The organism is Micromonospora sp. NPDC005686 (genome assembly GCF_042871665.1).
Taxonomy (GTDB): domain Bacteria; phylum Actinomycetota; class Actinomycetes; order Mycobacteriales; family Micromonosporaceae; genus Micromonospora.
In genome coordinates this window covers 14,328-35,862 of the sequence record NZ_JBIAIY010000005.1, presented here as the reverse complement: position 1 = coordinate 35,862, position 21,535 = coordinate 14,328, and the positions used below count along the sequence as shown (strand labels likewise).

General features: G+C 74.4%; 20 protein-coding genes. 6 read left to right on the top strand and 14 right to left on the bottom strand.

Annotation, left to right across the window (positions count from 1 at the left end):
* Positions 1 to 15 precede the first annotated feature (15 nt).
* Positions 16 to 1,164 (bottom strand): helix-turn-helix domain-containing protein, encoded by a 1,149-nt coding sequence (locus ACFYON_RS13430; RefSeq protein WP_354865360.1) that lies wholly within the window; start codon positions 1,162 to 1,164, stop codon positions 16 to 18.
* Between the two features lie 172 nt (positions 1,165 to 1,336).
* Here ACFYON_RS13430 and ACFYON_RS13425 point away from each other — a divergent pair, with 172 nt between their 5' ends.
* Positions 1,337 to 2,611, top strand: a complete 1,275-nt coding sequence (locus ACFYON_RS13425; RefSeq protein ID WP_354865358.1) for a YncE family protein — start codon at positions 1,337 to 1,339, stop codon at positions 2,609 to 2,611.
* 15 nt (positions 2,612 to 2,626) lie between these two features.
* Here the strand turns inward: ACFYON_RS13425 and ACFYON_RS13420 are convergent, their stop codons facing one another.
* Both ACFYON_RS13420 and ACFYON_RS13415 read right to left on the bottom strand, forming a co-directional pair.
* Positions 2,627 to 4,231 carry an alpha/beta hydrolase gene (locus ACFYON_RS13420; RefSeq protein ID WP_354865983.1) on the bottom strand — a complete coding sequence of 535 codons (1,605 nt, stop codon included), beginning with the start codon at positions 4,229 to 4,231 and terminating at the stop codon, positions 2,627 to 2,629.
* Positions 4,232 to 4,250: 19 nt separating this feature from the next.
* The gene (locus ACFYON_RS13415) at positions 4,251 to 5,363 is read right to left on the bottom strand and encodes an ATP-dependent DNA ligase (RefSeq protein ID WP_354865356.1); all 1,113 of its coding nucleotides are present in this window, start codon (positions 5,361 to 5,363) and stop codon (positions 4,251 to 4,253) included.
* Positions 5,364 to 5,499: 136 nt separating this feature from the next.
* On the opposite strand from ACFYON_RS13415, the gene ACFYON_RS13410 reads away from it, so the two are divergent.
* Together ACFYON_RS13410 and ACFYON_RS13405 are read left to right on the top strand one after the other, a co-directional pair.
* Entirely contained in the window at positions 5,500 to 5,712 is a 213-nt protein-coding gene (locus ACFYON_RS13410) for a hypothetical protein (RefSeq protein ID WP_354865354.1), read from the top strand.
* 265 nt (positions 5,713 to 5,977) lie between these two features.
* On the top strand, positions 5,978 to 6,400 hold the full coding sequence (locus ACFYON_RS13405; RefSeq protein ID WP_354865352.1) for an SRPBCC family protein: 423 nt from the start codon (positions 5,978 to 5,980) through the stop codon (positions 6,398 to 6,400).
* On the opposite strand, the gene ACFYON_RS13400 is transcribed toward ACFYON_RS13405, so the two are convergent.
* The gene (locus ACFYON_RS13400) at positions 6,375 to 6,863 is read right to left on the bottom strand and encodes a GNAT family N-acetyltransferase (protein WP_354865350.1); all 489 of its coding nucleotides are present in this window, start codon (positions 6,861 to 6,863) and stop codon (positions 6,375 to 6,377) included. The two genes, ACFYON_RS13405 and ACFYON_RS13400, sit on opposite strands and share 26 nt — an antisense overlap.
* Before the next feature lie 76 nt (positions 6,864 to 6,939).
* On the opposite strand from ACFYON_RS13400, the gene ACFYON_RS13395 reads away from it, so the two are divergent.
* Positions 6,940 to 7,440 (top strand): DUF1990 domain-containing protein, encoded by a 501-nt coding sequence (locus ACFYON_RS13395; protein WP_354865348.1) that lies wholly within the window; start codon positions 6,940 to 6,942, stop codon positions 7,438 to 7,440.
* Positions 7,441 to 7,445: 5 nt separating this feature from the next.
* On the opposite strand, the gene ACFYON_RS13390 is transcribed toward ACFYON_RS13395, so the two are convergent.
* From ACFYON_RS13390 to ACFYON_RS13345, 10 genes are all read right to left on the bottom strand, one after another.
* The gene (locus tag ACFYON_RS13390; protein ID WP_354865346.1) at positions 7,446 to 8,360 is read right to left on the bottom strand and encodes a DNA-3-methyladenine glycosylase 2 family protein; all 915 of its coding nucleotides are present in this window, start codon (positions 8,358 to 8,360) and stop codon (positions 7,446 to 7,448) included.
* 151 nt (positions 8,361 to 8,511) lie between these two features.
* A complete protein-coding gene (locus tag ACFYON_RS13385) occupies positions 8,512 to 9,171 on the bottom strand; it encodes a hypothetical protein (protein WP_354865345.1) in 660 nt (219 codons plus the stop codon).
* 205 nt (positions 9,172 to 9,376) lie between these two features.
* Positions 9,377 to 10,156: a zf-HC2 domain-containing protein gene (locus tag ACFYON_RS13380; protein ID WP_354865343.1), complete on the bottom strand. Its 780-nt coding sequence runs from the start codon at positions 10,154 to 10,156 to the stop codon at positions 9,377 to 9,379.
* Positions 10,153 to 10,851: a sigma-70 family RNA polymerase sigma factor gene (locus ACFYON_RS13375; protein ID WP_354865341.1), complete on the bottom strand. Its 699-nt coding sequence runs from the start codon at positions 10,849 to 10,851 to the stop codon at positions 10,153 to 10,155. Before ACFYON_RS13375 ends, ACFYON_RS13380 begins: the two co-directional genes overlap by 4 nt.
* A gap of 81 nt (positions 10,852 to 10,932) precedes the next feature.
* Complete coding sequence (locus ACFYON_RS13370; protein ID WP_354865339.1) at positions 10,933 to 11,790, bottom strand: fused MFS/spermidine synthase; 858 nt, start codon at positions 11,788 to 11,790, stop codon at positions 10,933 to 10,935.
* Positions 11,790 to 12,761, bottom strand: a complete 972-nt coding sequence (locus ACFYON_RS13365; protein WP_354865337.1) for a hypothetical protein — start codon at positions 12,759 to 12,761, stop codon at positions 11,790 to 11,792. Before ACFYON_RS13365 ends, ACFYON_RS13370 begins: the two co-directional genes overlap by 1 nt.
* Before the next feature lie 25 nt (positions 12,762 to 12,786).
* Entirely contained in the window at positions 12,787 to 15,261 is a 2,475-nt protein-coding gene (locus ACFYON_RS13360) for an SMC family ATPase (RefSeq protein ID WP_354865335.1), read from the bottom strand.
* The gene (locus ACFYON_RS13355; RefSeq protein ID WP_354865333.1) at positions 15,261 to 16,409 is read right to left on the bottom strand and encodes an exonuclease SbcCD subunit D; all 1,149 of its coding nucleotides are present in this window, start codon (positions 16,407 to 16,409) and stop codon (positions 15,261 to 15,263) included. The genes ACFYON_RS13360 and ACFYON_RS13355 overlap by 1 nt, the downstream gene beginning before the upstream one ends.
* A gap of 11 nt (positions 16,410 to 16,420) precedes the next feature.
* On the bottom strand, positions 16,421 to 18,169 hold the full coding sequence (locus tag ACFYON_RS13350; protein ID WP_354865331.1) for an ATP-binding protein: 1,749 nt from the start codon (positions 18,167 to 18,169) through the stop codon (positions 16,421 to 16,423).
* Positions 18,170 to 18,369: 200 nt separating this feature from the next.
* Positions 18,370 to 19,155, bottom strand: a complete 786-nt coding sequence (locus ACFYON_RS13345; protein ID WP_354865329.1) for a pyrimidine reductase family protein — start codon at positions 19,153 to 19,155, stop codon at positions 18,370 to 18,372.
* A gap of 150 nt (positions 19,156 to 19,305) precedes the next feature.
* On the opposite strand from ACFYON_RS13345, the gene ACFYON_RS13340 reads away from it, so the two are divergent.
* Together ACFYON_RS13340 and ACFYON_RS13335 are read left to right on the top strand one after the other, a co-directional pair.
* The gene (locus ACFYON_RS13340; protein WP_354865327.1) at positions 19,306 to 19,851 is read left to right on the top strand and encodes a plasmid pRiA4b ORF-3 family protein; all 546 of its coding nucleotides are present in this window, start codon (positions 19,306 to 19,308) and stop codon (positions 19,849 to 19,851) included.
* 255 nt (positions 19,852 to 20,106) lie between these two features.
* Positions 20,107 to 21,426, top strand: a complete 1,320-nt coding sequence (locus ACFYON_RS13335; protein WP_354865325.1) for an extracellular solute-binding protein — start codon at positions 20,107 to 20,109, stop codon at positions 21,424 to 21,426.
* The last annotated feature ends 109 nt before the right edge of the window (positions 21,427 to 21,535 follow it).

Below are 21,535 nucleotides of genomic sequence, written 5' to 3'. Positions count from 1 at the left end.
GGTGGTGCGGCGGCGTCACCCGCCGTCCAGCCAGCTCCGCAGCGCCCACCACCAGTGCACGGTCTCCGGCACCGTGCACCGCGCCCCCTCCTCGACCGGTGGCCCGCCGGTCAGCTCCCGCAGCCGCCGCAGCCGGTAGCGCACCGTGTTCGGGTGGACGTGCAGCGCGGCGGCGGTCTGGTCCAGCCGCTGCCCGTGGTGCAGCCAGGCGAGCGCCGTGCCGGCCAGCTCCCGGTGGAAGCCGTCAGCCGGGTCGAGCGCGCCGAGCAGGCTCGCCCGCAGCAGCTCGGCGAGGACCGGCTGGGCGGCGAGCGCGGTCTCCCCGGCCAGGTCGGTGACCTGACGCAGCCCGCGCAGCCGCCGGTGCGCGGCGGTGGCCAGCGCCGCCAGGCAGAGCGCGTACATGGCCGGGGCCCGCTCCAGCGGCTGGGCGGGCGCCACCAGCGTCAGCAGGTCGGCCGGCACGGCGTCGGGCGGTCGCGGAAGCAGCCCGGCCAGCCGGTCCTCGACCGTGCCGAGCAGGCCGCCCCGCGCGGTGAGCTGCCGGTGCAGCGCGTACGCCCGGACCGGGTCGGGTGGCGCGGCGACCAGGCAGTGGTAGCGCGCGTCCGGCCGCAGCCCGAACCGGGTCAGCTCGGCCGGGGCCAGGCCCGCCGGTCCGTCGCGTAGCAGCCGCCGCAGCAGGTGTGTCCGGGCCGCCGCGCCGGTGCGTACCAGTTCCCGCTCGGCGTTGCGGTGCCCGTCGACCACGGCTCGCTCCACGGCCGCGGCGTACCGGCCGATGGTGAGCAGCCCTTCCAGCAGCACCTCGTCCGGGATTCCCGCGGCCCGCCCGTGCCGCACCACCAGCTCCACCGCGCGGTCCCGCCCGGCCTGCACCCCGCGCAGCAGGCCGGCCACCGAGACGCCCTGCGCGGCCCGGTCCGCGCCCAGCCGTCGGGCCTCGGCGAAGTCGCGTCCGGCCGGGTCCTCGCGGCGTTCCAGCGCGCCCAGGCCGCTGGTCAGCAGCAGCACGACCTGGCGGCGTACCTCCTCGGCGGGCAGCCGGGCCACCTCGGGGGAGTCGGCCTGGGCCGCCCGCGCCACCTCGTCGACGGCGGCCGGATCGGCGGACAGGTCGCGCAGCAACGCGCCGAACGTCGGGACCTGTCCGGTACGGGTCATCGGCACCCGCCGCCCTCCCGTTGTCGACACGGCACAACCGGGCCGCGCGGGCGTTGGCGTCAGATCCCTAGCCCCGGTGGGTGGCCGGTTGCTCTCCTGGTTGTTACCGCAAGGTAACACCGCTCGCGCCACTGAGAAACGTCGATGCCCTACCGGCTGCCAGGAGGCGTCCATGACCCCCGTGCCACAGCACCCGTCCCGTACCCGCCGTCGCGCCGGCCTCGCCGCGCTGGCCGCGATCGCCCTGATCGCACCGGTGCCACTGGTGACGGCCCCCGCGCCGGCCGCCGCCGCGGTCACGCTCCAGGAGGTGATGTTCGTCGGCAACAACTGGGACGGCACCGCCGACGTCATCAGGTCCCGCGGCGACTACGCCCGGATCGGCCGGATCAACGTGGTCCCGGACCGCGCCGCGCGACTGCGCGAGATCTACCTCAACCCGGTCAGGCTGGCGTTCTTCCTCGGCATCCGGCAGGGCCCCGGAGAGGGCCACGACCAGCTCATCGACGACATGTACACCACACCGGACGGCGCCGCGCTCGTGGTGTCGCGGCCCAGCTTCGCCGACGTCGTCTCGATCGACCTGGCCACCGGCGCGCTGCGCTGGCGGTTCCCGGTCTCCGGCTACCGCGCCGACCACATGGCCGTCTCGCCCGACGGCACCCGGGTCGCGGTCTCCGCCTCCACCTCCAACACCGTGCACGTGCTGGACATCCGCACCGGCGCGCAACTCGGCTCGTTCGGCGCCGGCGACAAGCCGCACGAGAACATCTTCACCGACGGCGGCACCCGGCTGTGGAACATGTCCATCGGGGAGGTCAACACCGACCTGGACGCGCCGTGGCTCGACTGGACCAAGGGCGATCGCCGGATCACCGTCGCCGACACCAGCACGTACCAGGTGGTCAAGGTGATCGACATGCGCGACCGGCTCGACGCCGCCGGTCGCCGGGACCTCTCCGACGCGGTCCGCCCGGCCGTGTTCACCCCGGACGGCAGCCGGCTCTACTTCCAGGTGTCCTTCTTCAACGGCGTGGTCGAGTACGACGTGGCCACCGACCGGGTCACCCGCGTCGCCACGCTGCCGAAGAACCCGGCCACCAGCGAGGACCGCACCACGTGGGTCAACGACTCCCGGCACCACGGCCTGTCGATGAGCCCTGACGGCACCCGGATCTGCGTCGCCGGGACCATGGACGACTACGCCACGGTGCTGGACCGGGCCACGCTGCGGGAGGGCCCGCTGGTGCCCGCGAGCAAGCCGTACTGGGCCACCGTCAGCGGGGACGGCCGGGACTGCGTGATCTCCGAATCCGGCGCGGACCAGGTCACCGCGATCAACTTCGCCACCGGGCAGAAGGTCGCCAGCGTCCCGGTCGGCGACCACCCCCAGCGCGTGCGCATCGGGCACATCCCGGCGGGCTGGACGCCCCCGGCCGCCGGCTGACCGGCGGCCGCACCGTCACCGGGCGGGGCAGCGCAGCCCCTCCCGGGGGACGGTGAGCGAGATCAGGTACGCGTCGACGGCCGACGTCACGCACGAGGTCTGCGGGTAGGCGGTGTGCCCCTCGCCCTCCCAGGTGAGCACCCGTCCCACACCGAGCATCGACGCGAGCGCGGGCGTCTGCTCGTACGGCGTGGCCGGGTCGCCGGTGGTGCCGACCACGAGGATCGGCGGGGCGCCGTTCGCCCGGCCGGTCGGGTACGGATCCCGCTCGCCGGGCCACTCCACGCAGCCCAGCATGCCCATCGCCAGGGCAGCACCGAACAGCGGGTACTTCTGCCGCCACTGCGACTGCAACTGGCGGACCTGATCGAGGGTCGGCTTCTCGGTCTCGTCCGCGCAGTTCACCGCCAGGTTGGCGTCGAACAGGTTGGAGTAGTGCCCGTCGGGCTCGCGGCCCGCGTACGAGTCGGCCAGCTTGAACACGCCGTCCGGGTCGCCGCCCTGCAGGTCGTCGATCGCCCGGGCCAGCTCCTGCCAGCCCTGTTCGGTGTAGAGGGAGGAGATCACCGCGTAGAAGATCCACCCGGCGGTGGCCTCCCGGCTGCCCCGCCCGCGCACCGGAAAGACCCTCGCCTTGTCGATCTCGGCGGTGATCGCGGCCCGGGCGTCCGGGGCGATCGGGCAGCCGCCGGCGTTCGCGGCGCACCACTTGGTGAAGTTGTCGAACGCCCGCTCGAAGCCCTTCGCCTGGCTCTCCGACCCGGCGATCAGCTTCTGCTGCGGGTCGACCGCGCCGTCGAGCACCAGGGCGCGCACGCGCTGCGGGTAGAGCTGCGCATAGGTGGCGCCGAGCAACGTGCCGTAGGAGTAGCCCAGGTAGGTCAGCTTGTCGTCGCCGACCGCCGCGCGGACCGCGTCCATGTCCCGCGCGGCCTGCTCGGTGCCGTAGAGCGGGAGCTGGTCGCCGTACTTCGCGCCGCACCGCTGGCCGATGCGCCGGTTGAGGTCGACGAAGCCGTCGAACGACGACTGGCTCCGCGGGTCGGGGTCGTAGCCGAAGCTGGCGTCAAGGTCGGCGTCGGAGATGCACTTGACCGGGCTGGACCGGGCCACGCCGCGCGGGTCGAAGCCGACGATGTCGAACCGGTCCGTGATCGCCGTCGGCAGGCCGCCGAACGCCGGACCGAAGGAGAGGTAGACGGCGGTGTCGACGCCGGAGGCGCCGGGACCGCCGGGGTTGACCACCAGCGACCCGATCCGGTCGCGTTGCTTTGTCGAGCGGGCCCGGATCAGCGCGATCTCGAACGTCTCCCCGGCGCCCGGCCCGGCGGTCGCGCCGGTGGTGGCCCCGGTGCCCCAGTTGCGCGGCACGGCGATCCGGGCACACTCGTAGCGCATGTCCGCCGCGCCCCGGCCGACCAGCTCGTCGGGAACCTCCGGGCAGGCCCGCCAGTTCGCGGCGGCGCCCGGCGGGGCGGCCTCGCCCTCGCTCTCGGCGCGCGGAGCGAACGCCGGCAGCGTGCAGCCGGCGGTGAGCACCACCGCCGCGACGAACGCGGCCAGGACGGGCCGGAACCGGCGGGTCCGGTCGGGGAAGCGTGTCACGTGGGCGCCTTCCATGATCGTGTCGACAGTCAGGCTACGCCCGGTCGTGGGCGTCACCGACCGTCGCCGCGGGATCGCCGCGCAGCACCTCGTCGACGTCGTAGCGGATCGGGCGGTCGAGCTGGCCGTAGCCGCAGGAGCGGGGATCGCGGTCGGGGCGCCATCGCAGGAACCGGGCGGTGTGCCGCAGCCGGTCGCCCTCCATCGCGTCGTACGCCACCTCGACCACGAGCGCCGGGCGCAGCGGCTCCCACTCCAGGTTCTTGCCGCCGGTCCACCGGCTGACCCCGCCCGGGATGCGCTGGCCCCGCTCGTGGTCGCCGTGCGCCCACGGGTGCTCGCCGCCGACGTCGCGGTAGGGCTCCAGCTCGTCGAGCAGCTCCTTGCGGCGGGCCATGGTGAACGAGGAGCTGACGCCGATGTGGTGCAGCACGCCGTCGTCGTCGTAGAGACCGAGCAGTAGCGAGCCGACCACCGGCCCGGACTTGTGCCAGCGGAAACCGGCCACCACCGCGTCCATGGTGCGCGCGTGCTTGACCTTGAACATGAGCCGCTTGCCCGGCTCGTACGGCAGGTCGGCCGGCTTGACGATCAGGCCGTCCAGCCCGGCGCCCTCGAACACGTCGAACCAGCGGCGGGCCGTCTCCGGGTCGGTGGTCACCTGGGTCACGTGCACCGGCGGGCGCACCCCGGACAGCGCCTGCTCCAGCCGCTCCCGGCGCCGGGGATAGGGCTGCTCGGTGAGCAGCTCGTCGTCGATCGCCAGCAGGTCGAAGGCGACGAAGTCGGCCGGGGTGGTCTCGGCCAGCAGCTTCACCCGGGAGGCGGCCGGATGGATGCGCTGGGCCAGCAGCTCGAAGTCGAGCCGCGGCTGCCCACCCGGCCCGTCCCGGCGGATCACGATCAGCTCGCCGTCCACCGCGCACCGCGGCGGGAGCTGCCGGCGGGCCTGCTCGACCACCTCGGGGAAGTAGCGCGTCATCGACTTGCCGCCCCGGCTGGCCAGCTCGACCTCGTCGCCGTCGCGGAACACGATGCAGCGGAAGCCGTCCCACTTCGGCTCGTAGGTGAGGCCGTGGTCGGTGGGCAACTCGGCCACGCTCTTGGCCAGCATCGGCTCGACCGGAGGGTTGATCGGCAGGTCCACGGCGACCAGTCAACCAGACCCCACCGACAGTGGTGAGGCAGATCACCGCGGGCGGCCGGGCGGCGTGTCCCGTCCCGACCGCGTTCGTCACCGCCGCCCGAATGGTGAAACCGCAGGTCAGAGCTACCGTCGCGGCGTGCCGGAGTGGAGTTGCGGATGCTGTGGGCGCTGGCGGGTCAGCGTCGAGTTGATCCGTGGCCGCTACCGCTACCGGCTGGCGCACCGCTATCCGCCCGAGCGCGGCGGTGGCGTCAACGTCCTCGGCGAGGTCGGCTCGGTCGCCGAGCTGGAACGCCTGCTGACGCGGTACGCCCCGGTCACCCTGGCCGATCTCCGCGAAGCCGCCTGATCCGCCGGACCGGCCCGTGCCATCGCCCCGACCCGCGCGAGACGGCGCCGCCCGCGCATCTCCCGGGCGCGGCAAACCGGCGATCTCGGAGTTGTGGCACCTCGGAAAACCGTTGACCGGACATCCTGGGCGCCACAAGTCCACGATCGGCGAGCCGGGCGAGCGGGAGCGGGCAGGGCGGGCGGGGCGGACAGGGCGGGCGGGGCGGCGGGCGGGCGGGGTCCGGGCATAGCCTGAGTGGACCGTCCACGGGGGAGGAACGCCGATGCGGTTCGTCGAGTCCGTCGAGATCGCCGCCGACGTCGAACAGGTCTGGGCAGTGCAGAGCGACATCGAGCGCTGGCCGGAGTGGACGCCCTCGGTCACCGCCGCCCGCCGGCTGGAGCCCGGTCCGCTGGCACTCGGCTCCACCGCCCGGCTGGAACAGCCGCGCCTGCCTCCGGCGGTGTGGCGGGTCACCGAGATCGAGCCGCCGTACTCCTTCGTCTGGGAGTCGGCGGGCCCCGGTGTGCGGACCCGGGGCGAGCACCGGCTGGCGCCGACCGGCGACGGGCGCACCCGCGCCGAGCTGGTCCTGACGCAGACCGGTCCGCTGGCCGGGCTGGTCGGGCTGCTGGCCGGGCCGATGGTGCGCCGTTACCTGCGGCAGGAGGCGGACGGGCTCAGGCGTCGCTGCGAGCCGAACTGAGCGTCTTCTCCAGCACGGCGAGGCGGTTGCCGTTCTCGTCCGGCCGGTACGACACCACCCGGTAGCCGCGCCCCGCGTACAGGGACAGGTTCGTCGCGCTGTCCGCGCCGGTGAACAGCGCGAACCGGGCCACCCGGTGCGCGCAGGCCTGCTCGACGGCGTCCAGCAGCCGCCCGCCGACGCCCCGGCCCTGCTGGTCGGGCGCGACCGAGAGGCGGCCGACGTGTGCGGTGTCGCCGTCGACGCGGGCGCGTACCGAGCCGACCAGGCGGGTGCCGTGCCGGGCGGTGAGCACCACGTCCGGCCCGGTCAGCGCCGCCCGTACCTCGTCCAGCGTCTCGGTCAGCGGGGGCAGGAACACGTCGCGGTAGCGCTGCGCCTCCACCAGGTACGCGGCACGCTGCACGGTGAGGATCTCCCCGGCGTCGGCGATTCCGGCGGGGGCGATGGTCACGTCGGTCACCGGCTCAGCTCACCACAGCCCGCCCGGGCGGCCGTACCCTGGCGGGGGTGATCCCGCGAGCGAGGAGGTGACCGGCGTGCCGGAGTTGACGTACCCGGAGGTGGGCGCGACCCGCGACGGCGGCCTGCCGGCCGGCTACCACCACCTGCGCCACCGGGTCTGGCTGCCGGACGACGGTTTCCCGGTCGCGGTGGACGCGGTGCTCGGCTGGCGGCTGCACCGCGCGGCCGGCGTGGTGATGCGCACGGACGCGCCGCGCGCCGCCCCCGGGGTACGGGCCACGCCGGGCGTCGGTGTCGGCCCGGTGCGGCTGTGGGGCCCGACCGAGGTGGTCTGGACGGTGGACGAGCCGGACCGGGCCGGGTTCGGCTACGGCACGCTGCCCGGGCACCCGGAGGTCGGTGAGGAGGCGTTCCTGGTGACCCGGGGCGCCGACGGCGTCTGGTTCGAGGTGACCGCGTTCAGCCGCCCGGCCCAGTGGTACGCGCGGGCCGGCGGACCGGTCGTGCTCGGTTTCCAGCGGGTGTACGCCTGGTGGCTGGGGCGGACGCTGCGGCGGCTGTGCCGGCGGCGCTGAGGCGGTCAGTAGCGGGCGAAGGAGCGGATCGGGGTGCGCGGGCCGTACTTCGGGGCCTGGACGCCCGCCGCCTCCAGCAGCACGCACACCCGGCCCCGGTGCCCCCGGAACGGCTCCAGCAGCGCCAGCATCCGGGCGTCGTCGCCGCGCGGCTCACCGGCGAGCGCCCACGCCACCGTGTTCGGCACGTGGTAGTCGCCGACGCTCACCGCGTCCGGATCCCCGTACGCGATCCGCACCACCTCGGCGGCGGTCCACGGCCCGATCCCGGGAATCGCGGTGAGCCGCCGGGTGGCCTCCGCCGAGTCGGCGCAGCGTTCCAGCCGGTCCGCGACGGCCGCCGCGCGGCGCAGCGTGTCGGCGCGGCGCTGCTCCACTCCGAACGGGTGGAACACCCAGTACGGCGTGGTCGCCACCGCGGCCGGCTCCGGCGGCAGCAGCAGCGGTTGCAGCGGGCCGGGCGCGGGCTCCCGGAAGTGCCGCACGGTAGCGGCGTACGCCCGGTACGCCTCCTTGCCGGTGACCTTCTGCTCGAAGACCGCCCGCAGCAGCCGGGGGAAGATCTGCCCGGTGGCGGGCATCCGCAGCCCGTGGTGCGTGTGGGCCAGCCGGGCCACCAGCGGGTGCGCGGCGGCCAGCGCGGCGAACCCGGTCAGGTCGTCGCACAGCCCGGCGATCCGGTCGGCCCGGTCGACCGCCCAGGCCGCCCCCGGGCCGTACCCCTCGGCCAGCAGCTCGCCGGTCTCCGGTCGCAGCGCCAGCGTGGCCGGGCCGTCCGGGGTGCGGGTGGCCCACCAGAAGGTGCCGGCGGCGATCCGCGCGCACGGGTCGTACGGGCTGAAGGTGAGCGCCCGCACCGAGGCGGCCAGCCGGTAGCCGGCCGGCGGGCGCAGCGTGCGGCGGGCGTCGGGCGAGGTCACAGGGCCACTCTGCCACGCGACCCGGCCGTCACGCCGGGCACGCCCCGCGTGCCGGGAGGCGGGCCGATGCCGGTACGCCCCGCCTCCCGGGTCCGCGACGGTGACCGGCCGCGCCCTCCCCGGCGGCGGTCGGTCACCGTGTCCTGGCGCCTCAGTACGAGTAGTCCGAGCCGCCGCCGGAGCTGTTCGAGCTGCCCGCCGCGGGCGGCGCGACCGGCTTGGGCGTGCCGGTCGGCAGGCAGGTCAGGTTCTTCTTGCCGTTCGGGTCGACCACGAACCAGGTGCCGCCGACGCCCTGGCCCTTCCACTGGCCCGGCTTCTTGTCGCCGATGTAGCGGTAGACCGGCCAGCCGCCGACGGTGAGCTGCCGGGTGCCGTCCTGGCGGGTGATGGTGCCGACCTTGTCGTCGGAGACGCCACGCAGCTTCGGGTTGCCGTCGGTGAGCGACGGCGGCCAGACCTCGGCGCACTTGTCCACGCAGTTGGACTGCGGCGGGTCGGCGGAGTCCTTGTCGAACCGGTACAGCACCCAGCCGTCCTGGTCGGTGACGACGCGACCCATCCGGGGCAGCTTCTTGCCGACCAGCTCGTCGGTGATCTTCACGTTGGCCGGGGGCGCCTTGTCGGCCACCGGCTCCTCCTCGGGAGCCGCCGACGCCTCCGGCTCGGCCGCCGCGGTGGGCTCGGCCGCGGCGACGGCGACCGGCTCGGCCGCGCCCGAGTTCGCCCCGTTGTAGCCTGCTGGGGCGCAGGCCGTAAGTGCGACCATCGCGCTCGCGACGATGACGATCGTCCGCTTGTGGTGTGCCACGTGCCCTCCTCGTTCTTGGCAGTTCGCCGAGTAGTACGGGCGCGGCACTGTCAAGGTTGAACCGGCAACGGTGGCACATTTCACAGTGGGCCGATTGAACCGATGGGCGTTCCGCTGCGTGCGTCAGCACGAGGGGGCCCGCCGGCCCGGGCATGACACGACGGCGCCGGGTGGCCGAGCCACCCGGCGCCGTCGGCACCACCGATCAGATGTCGTCCACCGTCACCAGCGTGCTGGCCACCCCGTTCGCGTCGACCGACTGCACCTGGAGCTTGTCGATGTCGCGCACCGGGGCCGACGTGGACGCGCTCAGCTGTAGCGGAAGCTGGTTCTGGTTCGTCCCGTAGCCGCCGACCGGCACCGACCAGGTGGAGATCACCTCGCTCGTGGCGTTCTTGCGGACCACCACCAGCCGGCACGTGCGCGGCCCCGGCAGGCGGCTGAGCAGCACCCCGACCTGCGTGCCGTACTCCTTGCGGGCCAGCCACATCGTGGTCTGCACGCCGGTACCCGGGTCGGTCGCGTTGTGCTGGTCGCCCTCGATGCCCTCGGGCCCCCCGAGGCCCGGGTCGTTCGGGTCGCCCGGCTCGCCGCTCGGCGCCACGGACGGCGCGGCCTGCGTCGGCACCGCCTGCGGCGGTGCCGGATCGTCGCTGAGCATCCCGGCCGCCGCCGCGCTCGCGCCGCCGAACACCACCACGGCCGCCGCGGTCGCCAGCAGCTGACGCACCCGGGTACGACGGCGGTCCCGCCGTACCGCCATCAGCGTCCGGTCCAGCAGCGCCGGATCGGTGTGCGTCTGCTCCAGCGCGGCCATCGCCTCGCCGTCGATGCCGGAGAGCAGCCCCACCACCGGGACCATCGTCTCCAGTTCCGCCGCGCAGGCCCAGCAGGTGGCCAGATGCTCCTCGAAGCGCTCTGTGTCCTGCGGATCCAGCACGCCGAGCGCGTACGCGGCGACGTCCATGTGATCGGCCCGGCTCATTCGGTCACCCCCCTCTCCTGCAGAGCCGTGCGCAGCGCGCGCAGCGCGTAGTAGACCCGCGACTTGGCGGTGCCGAGCGGAAGCCCCAGCTCCTCGGCCGCCTCCGGCACGGTGCGCCCCCGGAAGTACGTCGCCACCAGGATCTCCCGGTGCGACTGGCTCAGCGTACGCAGCGCGTCCGCGACGGTCATCGTGCGCAGCACCCGATCGGTGCTGTCCGACTCGGCGAACATGGTCAGATCCCGGTCGTACGTCTCGGGCGGGCGGGCCTGCTCGCTGCGGTGCTCGTCGATGGCGATCCGCCGGGCCACAGTGACCAGCCAGGGGCGCAGCGAGCCCTGGCCCTGCACGCCGAGGCGGTGCGCGTTGCGCCAGGCCCGCAGCAGCGTCTCCTGCACGATGTCCTCGGCGCGCTGCCGGTCCCCGCCGGTCAGCCGCATCACGAACATCAGCAGCGGGCCGGCGTGCTCGGCGTACAGCAGGCGGATCAACTGGTCGGAGTGGCTGGCCTCGGCGGAGCTCGCCTGGTGGCGTCCGGGAGCGGGTCGCGGCGGCACCGGGTCATTCTGGCGATCGGTGGACCGGGCGTCGACCCCCCGGCCCGAACGCGAGGCGCGCGAGTGTGGTTGCGCCCGGGCGAACATCCACTCGGGCCGCGCCACCTCGCCGTGCCAGCCGGCCGCCACCGCATGCATGCAGACCTCCGCTGTCCGATCACATCAGCCGGCCCCCACGGGCATGGCCGCCCGGTGGTACGCAGCGACCAGCCGATCGGATCAACGTTTGACCGAGAAAATTCCCGGCGGTGGGGGAGTGGAGTCGACGGCGTCCGCGTCGTGGACCACAGCGGCGCCGGCGGTGAACCGGTCCAGCTCGGCGCCGGCCAGCACCCGGCCGGGGAACCAGTCGCCCGCCGCCCGCCGGGTCAGCTCCGGCACCGGCGGCTCCACCCGGGACGCCACCAGCACCAGGTTGCCGTAGCGTCGGCCGCGCAGCACCGCCGCGTCGCCGACCAGGCAGGCCCGGGGCAGCACGGTCCGCACGGTGGCGACCTGCGACCGGGCGTGCCGCAGTGGCGGGCCGTCGGCCACGTTCGCCAGGTAGCTGCCGCCGGGCGCGAGCACCCGGGCCACCTCGGCGGCGTACTCCACAGAGGTCAGGTGCGCCGGGGTACGGGCGCCCGCGAACACGTCCGCGACGATCACGTCGTACGCGCCGTCCCGGCTCGACGTCAGCGTCGCCCGCGCGTCGGCCACCCGGACCTTCAGGCGTGGATCCGACGGCCAGGGCAGCTCGCGGCGGACCAGCTCGACGAGCGAGCCGTCCAGCTCGGACACCCGCTGGGTCGAACCCGGCCGGGTGGCCTGCACGTAGCGGGGCAGGGTGAGCGCGCCGCCGCCCAGGTGCAGCACCCGCAGCGGTGCGCCGGCCGGCGCGACCAGGTCCAACGCGGCGGCCAGCCGCCGGACGTACTCGAACTCCAGGTGCGCCGGGTCGGTCAGGTCCACATGCGACTGCGGCGCGCCGTCCAGCAGCAGCGTCCACGAACCCGGACGGTCGAGGTCCGGCACCAGCTCGGCCCGCCCGGTGTCGACGTCGGCCACCACCCGGTCGGAGTCGCGTCGCCGGCCCATCAGCGCCGCATCCCGCGCGCCGCGCCGGTGAGCACCCGGTGCAGCAGGCGCGCGTCGCCGAGCATCCCGCGCAGCCGCCGTTCCAGCCCGGCGATCGGCACCAGGTTCTGCGGGGCACGCGGATCCTTGTACGGCGTGGAGGCGAACCGGGGCAGCGTCACCAGCGACAGGTCGGCCAGCGCCACCGCCTCCGGCACGGTCAGGTCGGCCGAGCACTCCACCCGCACGATGCCCGCCCACGGCGCACCGGCGCGCACCGGCAGCCGCAGATACCACGACCAGCCGCCCCACGCGGTGCCCAGCCGGAACACCGGGCAGCGCTCACCCGGCGCCAGCCCGGTCACCACGGCGGTGAGCCGGGCGTCGAGATACTGGCTGTGCTGCGTCTTGATGTACCCGAGCGTGCGCGGCAGGTTGCGTCGGCTGCGCAGCGGGCCGTCCACCACCAGCAGGTCGCCGTCGGTGCGTACCGCGTCGGAGACGGCCACCTCCAGCGCGGTCAGCGGCGCCTGCACCGCCGCGGGCAGCTTGCTCAGCTCACCGGTGCCGCTGACCCGGTGCACCGGGTAGCGGACCGACCCGGCGACCACGTCCTGCGCCGACGGGCTCGCCGTGAACAGGCCCCGGCCCACCCGGGCGCCGGCCAGCTCGGCGACGCCCCGGTCCAGGTCGCAGCGCACCACACCGGCCGCGTACGAGGCGGCGATGCCGGGGAACGAGCCGCCGTCCTCCTCGGCCGTCCAGACGCTGGCGTCGATCCGGCGTACCCCGTCGACAAGCAGCACCACGTCCGGCGACCGCACGTCCGCGCGGCGGCCGATCGCCCGCCAGTCGGTGGCCGGCAGCTCGACGTCGGCGTCGACCTGGGCGCTGCTCGGCGCGGCCGGCCCGGAACCGCCCGCCGCCTCGAACGACGCGCCGTACGACGGATCCCAGGCGTCGACGAAGAACGCCGGCGACGGCCCGGTCACGCGGCGCTCCGCCGGGCCGTGCCGGTCACAGGCCGGTCCGTTCCACGCGGGCCGTCCGCGCGTCCTTGCGGACCTCGAACCGGACCGGGATGCGCTCGGCCAGCGCCGGCACGTGGGTGACCACGCCGACCATCCGGTCGCCCCGGGCGGCCAGGTTCTCCAACGTCGCCGCGACCGTGTCCAGCGTCGCCGCGTCGAGCGTGCCGAAGCCCTCGTCCAGCACGATCGACTCCAGGCTCGCGGCGGTGGTGGACATGCCGGCGAGCTGCTCGGACAGCGCCAGCGCGAGCGCCAGCGACGCCTGGAACGTCTCCCCGCCGGACAGCGTCCGCACCCCGCGCCGCAGCCCTGCGTCGTAGTGATCCACCACGAAGAACTCACCCTTGTCGTGGACCAGGTCGTACTGCCCGCCGGACAGCTCCCGCAGGATCCGCGACGCGCCGTCGACCAGCAGGTCCAGCGCCTCGGTGAGCAGCCAGCGCTCGAAGTTGTTCGCCCGCAGGTGCGAGGCGAGCGCCCGGGCGACCCGCGCCTCGTGCTCGTGCCCGGCCCGCTGTTCCCGCAGCCCGGCGGCCTGCTCGCGGCGCTCGTCGAGGCGGCGCAACTCGGCCTCGGCCCGCTCCACCGCCACCGCCACGTCGCGCGGCGCGTCCTGCGGTGCGTCCAGCCCGGCCGCGGTGAACAACGCGGCGATCCCATCCGCGACCTCGGCCGCGGCCCGCTGCGCCGCCTCCACCGACGCCGCCAGCCCGTCCCGCTCCGCGCGCCGCGCCTGCGCCTGCTCACCGGCCCAGCCGGCCAGCACCGCCCAGGCCGCCGCCACGTCGTCCCGGTCGGCGGCCGGCGGCCCGAACCGGGCCAGCCCGTCCCGGACCGCGTCGAAGTCGCGCCACGCCCGGCGCAGCCGCTCCTGCGCCGCGTCGAGCGAGCCCCGCGCCCGCCGGGCCGCCTCCCGGCCGGCCCGCACGGCGCCCGCCGCCTCCTCCAGCGCGGTACGCAGTCGCGCGTGCTCGGCCAGCGACTCGCGCAGCCGCTCCGGCGCCGGCGCGTCCGCGAGCTGCTCATCCAGCTCGGCCAGGCGCGCGCCGAGCTGGTCGTGCTGGGTACGGGCGCGCAGCAGCACCCGGTCCAGGTCACGGGCCGCGGCGTCGCGTTCCTGCTCGACCCGCCTGGCCGCCTCGCTCGCCGCCCGCGCCGCCTTGCCCGCCTCGATCGCCCGGCTCACCGCCGAACCCTTCGGCACCGCCGGCACCGTGGTGACCGGCTGCTCGCACACCGGGCAGGGCGCACCGCCGACCAGGTGCGCCCGCAGCGCCACCGCCTGGTCGGCGGCCTTCGCCTCCTCGTGCGCGCGGAATGCCGACTCCAGCTCCGTCTCGGCCCGCTGCGCGTCCGTCCGCGCCGCCGCCAGCGCCGCCACCGCCGCGTCGTGCTCGGCCCGCGCCGCGTCCACCGCCGCGCGAACCGTCGCCGCCTCCGCGGTCAGCCGGTCCCGGTCCGCGTACGCCTTCAGGTGCAGCCGCAGCGCGCTCTCGTCACCGGCGGCGGCCAGCTCCCCGCGCAGCTTCTCCTCGCGCTCCTCGGCCAGCCCGACCGCGCCCGCCGCCTCGTCGGCGGCCACCCGGGCCGCCGCCACCGCCCGCGCCAACTCGGCCGTGCCGTCCGGCGGCCGCACCCCGGCCAGCACACCCAGCTCGGCGTCGAGGGCGGCCAGCGCGGCGGCCCGCTCACCCGCCGTCGCCCGGGCCCGCTCCCACTCGGGTACGGCGGCAGCGACCGCGGCGGCCAGCTCGCGCATCGCGTCCACCCGCTCCCGGGCCGTGGCCAGGCTGTCGTCGTCGACGTCGGCGAGCCCGCCGAGCATCTTGTCGACCGTCTCCAGCTTCGCCTCGGCCTGCCCGGCCCGCTCGACGGCCTTCTTCTGCACGTTCTCGTAGACGCCCAGGCCCAGCAGGTTCACCAGGATCTGCTGGCGGGTGGCCGGCTTGGCGTGCAGGAAGTCGGCGAACTGCCCCTGCGGCAGCACCACGCACGAGGTGAACTGCTCGTACGGCAGCCCCACCGCGTCCAGCACCGCCTGCTCCATCTCGGCCGGGGTGCCGGCCACCACCTCGCCCAGGTCCTCCGGGCTGAGCCCGGTGTCGAGCTTGGTGACGTCGAAACCCGGCGGCATGAGCTGGAGACCGGCGTTCGCCGTCTTCACTGTGCCCCGCCCGTCGCGCCGGACCACCCGGGTCGCCACGTAGCGGTCCCCGGCCGACTCGAAGACCAGGCGCACCCGCGCCTCGGTCGCCGACGGCGCCAGCGCGTTCGCCAGGCCCCGGGCGCCGCCCCAGCGCGGCACCGTGCCGTAGAGCGCGAAACAGATCGCGTCGAGCACCGTCGACTTGCCCGAACCGGTCGGCCCGACCAGCGCGAAGAAGTCGGCGTCGGTGAAGTCGACTGTGGTCTCGTCGCGGAACACCGTGAACCCGGCCATGTCCAGCCGCATCGGCCGCATCAGTGCTCCACCTCCTCGAGCAGCTCGTCGAAGAGTTCCCGGACACCCTCGTCGGCGTGCCCGCGGCTGTCCAGGTAGTCGCCGAACAACTCGCCCGGCGACCGGCCGGCCCGCTGGGCCGTCCGGGTGCCGCTGCCCGGCGCGGGCACCAGGTCCGGGTCGATCCGGATCTCCAGCGCCCGGGGCAGCAGCTCCTGCACCTCCTCGCGCAGCCCGGCCCGGGGCTGCTCCCGGACGTAGACGCGCAGCCAGCCCTCCGGCGCCTCGACCTCGGCGAGCTGCGCGAGCGTGCCGCGTACCGTGCGCAGCGGCACCGCACCCGGCACCGGCACCTCCCGGATGCGGGCGGCGGTGGTCGCGGTCACCTCCACGATCGTCACCGAGGAGACGTTCTCCTGCTCGCCGAAGTCGACGGCGAGCGGGCTGCCGCTGTAGCGGATCGGGCACGGGCCGATGACCCGCTGCGAGCGGTGCAGGTGACCGAGCGCCACGTAGTGCGCGTTGCCGGGGAAGACGGTGGCCGGCACCGCGTACCCCAGCACCGTGTGCGCGTCGCGCTCGCCGCCGCCGGTGCTCGCCCCGACCACAGTGAGGTGGGCGGTGACCAGGTGCACGCGGTCCGGCTCGGTGAACCCCTCGGCGAGCCGCTCCAGCACCCGGCCCAGGTGGTCGGCGTACGTCTGGTTGGCCTCGGCCGGGGTGAGCGTGTACATCTCCACCGCGCGCACCGCGTACCGCTGGGACAGGAACGGCAGCGCGGCGAGCCGCCACCGCTCCCCGCCGGCGGTGACCCCGTCGACGACGTGCTCGTCCGGGTTCTCCCGCACGCTGCCACGCAGTGTGATCCCGGCGGCCTCGGCCCACGGGCGCAGCGCGTCCAGCGCCGCGCCGTTGTCGTGGTTGCCGCCGATCGCCACCACGTCCGCCCCGGTCCGCCGCAACGCGGTGAGCGCCCGGGTGACCAGCCGGGTGGCCTCCGGGGTGGGGGCGGCCGTGTCGTACAGGTCACCGGCGACGATCACCAGGTCGGGCCGTTCGCGCTGGGCGATCTCGATGACCTGGGCGAGGACCTGCTTGTGCTCCTCGGCCCGGGACTGCCCCTTGAGGACCTTGCCGACGTGCCAGTCGGAGGTGTGCAGGATCTTCATCTGGGTGCCGCCTAGAACGGGATGTCGTCGTCGGAGGAGCCGGAGCCGACCACCGCGAACGGATCGGCGGCCTGGGTGATCGACCGTAGCGTCTCCGAGGGCGCGCGGCCCGCCTCCGAGACCCGGGTGGCCCACGCCGGGAACGGGAACTCCAGGCAGAGCGGCACCGGGATGTCCGGCTGGTTGACGAACATCGTGCCCGGCTTGGCCAGCAACGCCCGCTGCCGCTGGGCGGGCGGCAGGAAGCCGTACTCCGGGCGGGACGCCTCGGCCGGGTCGAGCCGGCCCACCACCCGGATCGCCGAGTTGGTGACGATCCGCCGTTCCACCTCGCTCGCGGTCTGCTGCGCGCCGACCAGGATCACACCCAGCGAGCGGCCCCGCTCGGCGATGTCGAGCAGCACCTCCTTGATCGGCGACGAGCCCTCCCGCGGCGCGTACTTGTTCAGCTCGTCGAGCACGACGAACAGCAGCGGCTTGGCCGTGCCCGCCTTCTCCTTGCGCTCGAACTCGCTCTTGAGCGTCACACCGACCACGAACCGCTGCGCGCGATCCGGCAGGTTGTGCAGGTCGACCACGGTGACCTGGGCGCTCTCCGCCGTGTTGATCGAGTGCGGGCGGCGGCTCGCCAGATCGCCCCGGATCAGTCGGCCCAGGTCCTTCTTGCTGCCGATGAGCCGGCGGGCGAACGCGTTCACGGTGCCCAGCCCGACCGCGCTGCCGGCCCACTCGCCGCGCGTCTCGTCGTCGTTCAGTTGCTCGACCACGTGGTCGACCAGATCGGCGTACGAGCCGAGCCGCACGCCGTCGATGCTCACCCCGCCGTCGGCCGGCTGGGCGTAGCGGGCCAGGTGCGCGGCGACCGAGTGGACCACCATCGTGTACTGCTGGCGCTCGTCGTCGGCGTCGGCGAACACGTACGGCAGGAGCCGGTCGGCGCAGAACTCGGACAGCGTCCAGTAGAAGCTGTCCACGCCGGTGAGCCGGCTGCTCACATCCGGCGTGCCGGAGGAGTCGCCGACCCGCGGCGGGGCGTACACCCGCACGTCCGGGAACGCCCCGGCGTCCAGGCCCAGCTTCGCGTACGCCGCCCGGGTCGGGTCGTCGAGCCGGCTGTTCGGGTGGTCGAGGAAGAGCAGGTCCTCGCCCTTGACGTTGAAGATCAGCGCCTTCGCGTTCACCGCGTCGCCGCCCAGCACGCCGGAGCGGAACACCGAGTAGAGCAGGAACGTGGCGAAGCTCGTCTTGGTGGCGACACCGGAGATGCCGGAGATCGACACGTGTGCGCCCCGGGTGCCGTCGAGGAAGTCGGCGTTGAGGTAGACCGGCACGCCGTCGCGGCCCATCCCCATCGGGATCCGCCGCTCCATCCGGTCGAAGTGCAACGCCCGCGCCCGCGCGTCGCCCTCGGCCCGGTGCACCACCGCGCCCGGCGTCGGCGGCACGTAGAACTCCGGGTCGACCCGCGTCGTGGTCACCTCGGCCGCCTCCTGCACCTGCGCCGGCAGCGTGCCCTCGGCGATGGCGAAGACGTCGGAGTCGAACTGCGCCCCCTCGTGCCGGGCCCGCACCTGGGTCACCACCCCGGCGATCGTCACCGGCTCACGGTCGGGCAGATCGCGGCGGGTCACCACCACGTCGTCCAGTTGCAGGTAGCTGCCCGGCGCGACAGCCGTCCAGAAGGTGAGCGGGGTGGCGTCGGCGGTGCCGAGCACCCGGCCGACACCCTCGCCGGGCCCGTCGAGCTGGTCGTCGGTCATCGGCGGTCTCCGGTCGGCTGGTCGTACCGTTGGCGGTGCACGTCGTGCATCCTGCCCGAGGGATGCGACAGGTTGCCACGCGACGCGGCGGACGCCACGCCACCCGTGCGCCGAACGGTAGCCGCCCGAATCCGCCCGGCCACGGTGCGTGTGTTTCCTCCGTGTCCGGCCCGCCCGAGCACGGTGCGGTGCGGAGTCGCTCAGGCGGCGGGAGCGGAACCGGCGGGCGGAGTCTGCGCGGGGTCGCGTGCGTAGCGCAGCATCAGCACCCCGTCGGCGGCGGCCAGCACGTGACACAGCGGCAGGTGGCGCGGGACGCCGGCGTCCCCGGCGGTGATCCGGCCCGGACCGGCGCCGGCGAGCAGCGGCGCCACCGTCAGGCACAGCTCGTCGACCAGGTCCGCCGCGGTGAGCGCGCCGAACAGGTGCGGGCCGCCCTCGCAGAGCAACTGGTCCAGCCCGCGTCGGCGCAGCTCGGCCAGGCCGGCGGCCAGGTCGACCCGGTCGGTGCCGCAGCGGACCACGTCGGCCACGTCGGTCAGGCCGGGCGGCGGCACGGCGCCGGCGTGGGTGAGCACGATCGGCCGGACCGGCGCGTCGGCGAAGGCGGCCTGCGCCGGGTCGAGGGCGAGCGAGCCGGAGACGACCACGAGCGTCGGGTACTCGGCCAGTCCCCGCTCGCGGCGCCAGGCCCGGCGCTGCGGGCTCAGCCGCACGGCCCGGTAGCCCTCGTGCCGCAGCGTGCCGGCGGCCACCACGAGGGCGTCGCAGAGCATCCGCAGCAGCCCGAAGACCCGCTTGTCCGGCTCGCCGGAGAGCCCGGCGGAGTAGCCGTCCAGAGTGACCGCGCCGTCGGCGCTGGCGACGAAGTTGACCCGCAGGTGCGGGTGGCCCGCCCGGCCGTAGAGCGCGGTGAGCTGCGGATCGGTGAGCGCGCCGGTGGCGGGTGCGGGCCAGATCCGTTCGATCGGGGTTCCGACGCTCATTCGCCGGCCGGACCGGTGACCGGAGGGGTGGGTTCGGGGGTACGGTGCTGGCAGTCGCACCACTTCCGGCCGGGACAGTCGTCGTGCCGCCGTTCCCGGCAGGCTCGGCAGATCATGCTGGCAGCCTAGGCCCAGGAAGGACGGGACGTCGTGTCGCGTCAGATCTTCCAGCTCAAGGTGTCGCTGGCCGGCGTCCGGCCGCCGGTGTGGCGGCGGGTGCTGGTGCCCGGCGGCTTCAGCCTGGACCGGCTGCACCGGGTGATCCAGCACGCGATGGGCTGGCGCGACTGCCACCTGCACTCGTTCGACGTCGGCGGCCGGCAGTACGGCGAGCCCGACCCGGACGGCGAACTGGCGCTGCGCGACGAGCTGGACGTCCGGCTGGACGCGCTCGTGGGCAAGGGCGACCGGTTCCGCTACACCTACGACTTCGGCGACTGGTGGCAGCACGACCTGGTGGTGGAGGACTGCTGCGCCGCCGACCCGGACGAGCGCTATCCGGTCTGTCTGGACGGCGAGCGCGCGTGCCCGCCCGAGGACGTGGGCGGCACGGCCGGTTACGCGGTCCTGCTGGCCGCGCTCGCCGACCCGGCGCATCCGGAGCACCTGGCCATGCGCGAGTGGGCCGGCGTGGCGTTCGATCCGGCCGCCTTCGATCCGGTCCGCGCCACCGTCCTGCTGCGCCGCTGCTGCTGACCACGGTGCCGCCCCGCCGCTGACGGCAGGGCAGGCAGTGCCGCTGCCAGCGGGCTCCGCGAGGGGCCGAGCGTCCAGGCGGTAACGAAATGGGAACGCTCCCAACGGTCTATTGACACCCCTGTCACCTCCCGGCAACCTCATGGGAGCGCTCCCGGGAGTGGTGCGGATCTCGTTCCTGCCCGCTCCGGCCCGCGCGACACGCACCCCCACCACACAGCAGATATCGCCTCACCACCGAAAGAGGGGTCTCGGATGAGCGTCCCAATCCGTCGTCGGCGCTTCGCGGCCATCGCGCTCGCGTCCGTCGTCGTGCTCGGCACCACCGCCGCCTGTAGCGACGACTCGGACAGCAACGGCAGCGGCGGCAGCGACGGCCCGATCACCCTCGTCGTCGACGTCTTCGGCGACCAGGGCTTCGGCTACGAAGAGCTGTACAAGCAGTACGAAGCGGAGCACACGAACGTCAAGATCCAGGAGCGGGGCAAGGGCCTCGGCCTCGGTGACTACAACACCCGCCTGACCCAGCAGATCACCGCCGGGTCGGGCGCCGGCGACGTGGTGGCCCTGGAAGAGGGCACCATCGTCCAGTTCTACGCCCAGGCCGACAAGTTCGTGAACCTGGCCGACCACGGCGCGAACGACCTCAAGGGCAACTTCCTGCCGTGGAAGTGGGAGCAGGGCACCACCCCGGACGGCAAGGTGCTGGGCCTCGGCACCGACGTCGGCTCGATGGCGCTGTGCTACCGCAGCGACCTGTTCAAGGCCGCCGGGCTGCCCACCGACCGCGAGCAGGTCGGCGCGCTCTGGCCGACCTGGGACGAGTTCATCGCCACCGGCCAGAAGTTCGCCGGCGCCGACAAGAAGCACAAGTTCGTCGACTCGGCGACCAACTTCTTCAACGTGGTGCTGATGCAGGTCGCCGGCCAGGGCAGCGGCTACACGTACTACGACAAGAGCAACAAGATGGTCATCGACCAGAACCCGGACGTGAAGACCGCGTACGACCTCACCACCAAGATGATCGCCGCGGGGCTGTCCAACAACCTCCAGTCGTTCTCCAACGAGTGGAACGCCGGCTTCAAGAACGGCACCTTCGCCACCATCGCCTGCCCCGCCTGGATGACCGGTGTCATCAAGGGCCAGGCCGGTGACGCGGCGGCCGGCAAGTGGGACATCGCCAAGGCGCCGGGCGCCGGTGGCAACTGGGGCGGCTCCTTCCTCGGCGTGCCGAAGTCGAGCAAGCACCAGAAGGAGGCCGCGGAGCTGGCCAAGTTCCTGACCAGCGCGAAGGGTCAGATCGGCGCGTACAAGGCGGTCGGCAACCTGCCCTCGAACCCGCAGGCGCTCACCGACCCGGCCGTGGCCGACTCGACCAACGAGTACTTCAGCAAGGCCCCGGTCGGCAAGATCTTCGCCACCGGCGCCACCGACCTGAAGCCGGTCTACCTCGGCCCGAAGAACAACGCGGTCCGCACCGCTGTGGAGAACAGCCTGCGCGCCGTGGAGCAGGGCAAGTCGGCCGGCGAGCAGTGGCAGACGGCCCTGAAGAACGGTGCGGCTGCCGGTAAGTGACCGGTTGAGCCGCCCGCGGGTGGCGTCGGCAGCCCCGGCTGCCGGCGCCACCCGCGGTGCCCGCAGAGTCCGGCGTCGCCCGTGTGGCGGGTGACGCCGGCCGAGGAGA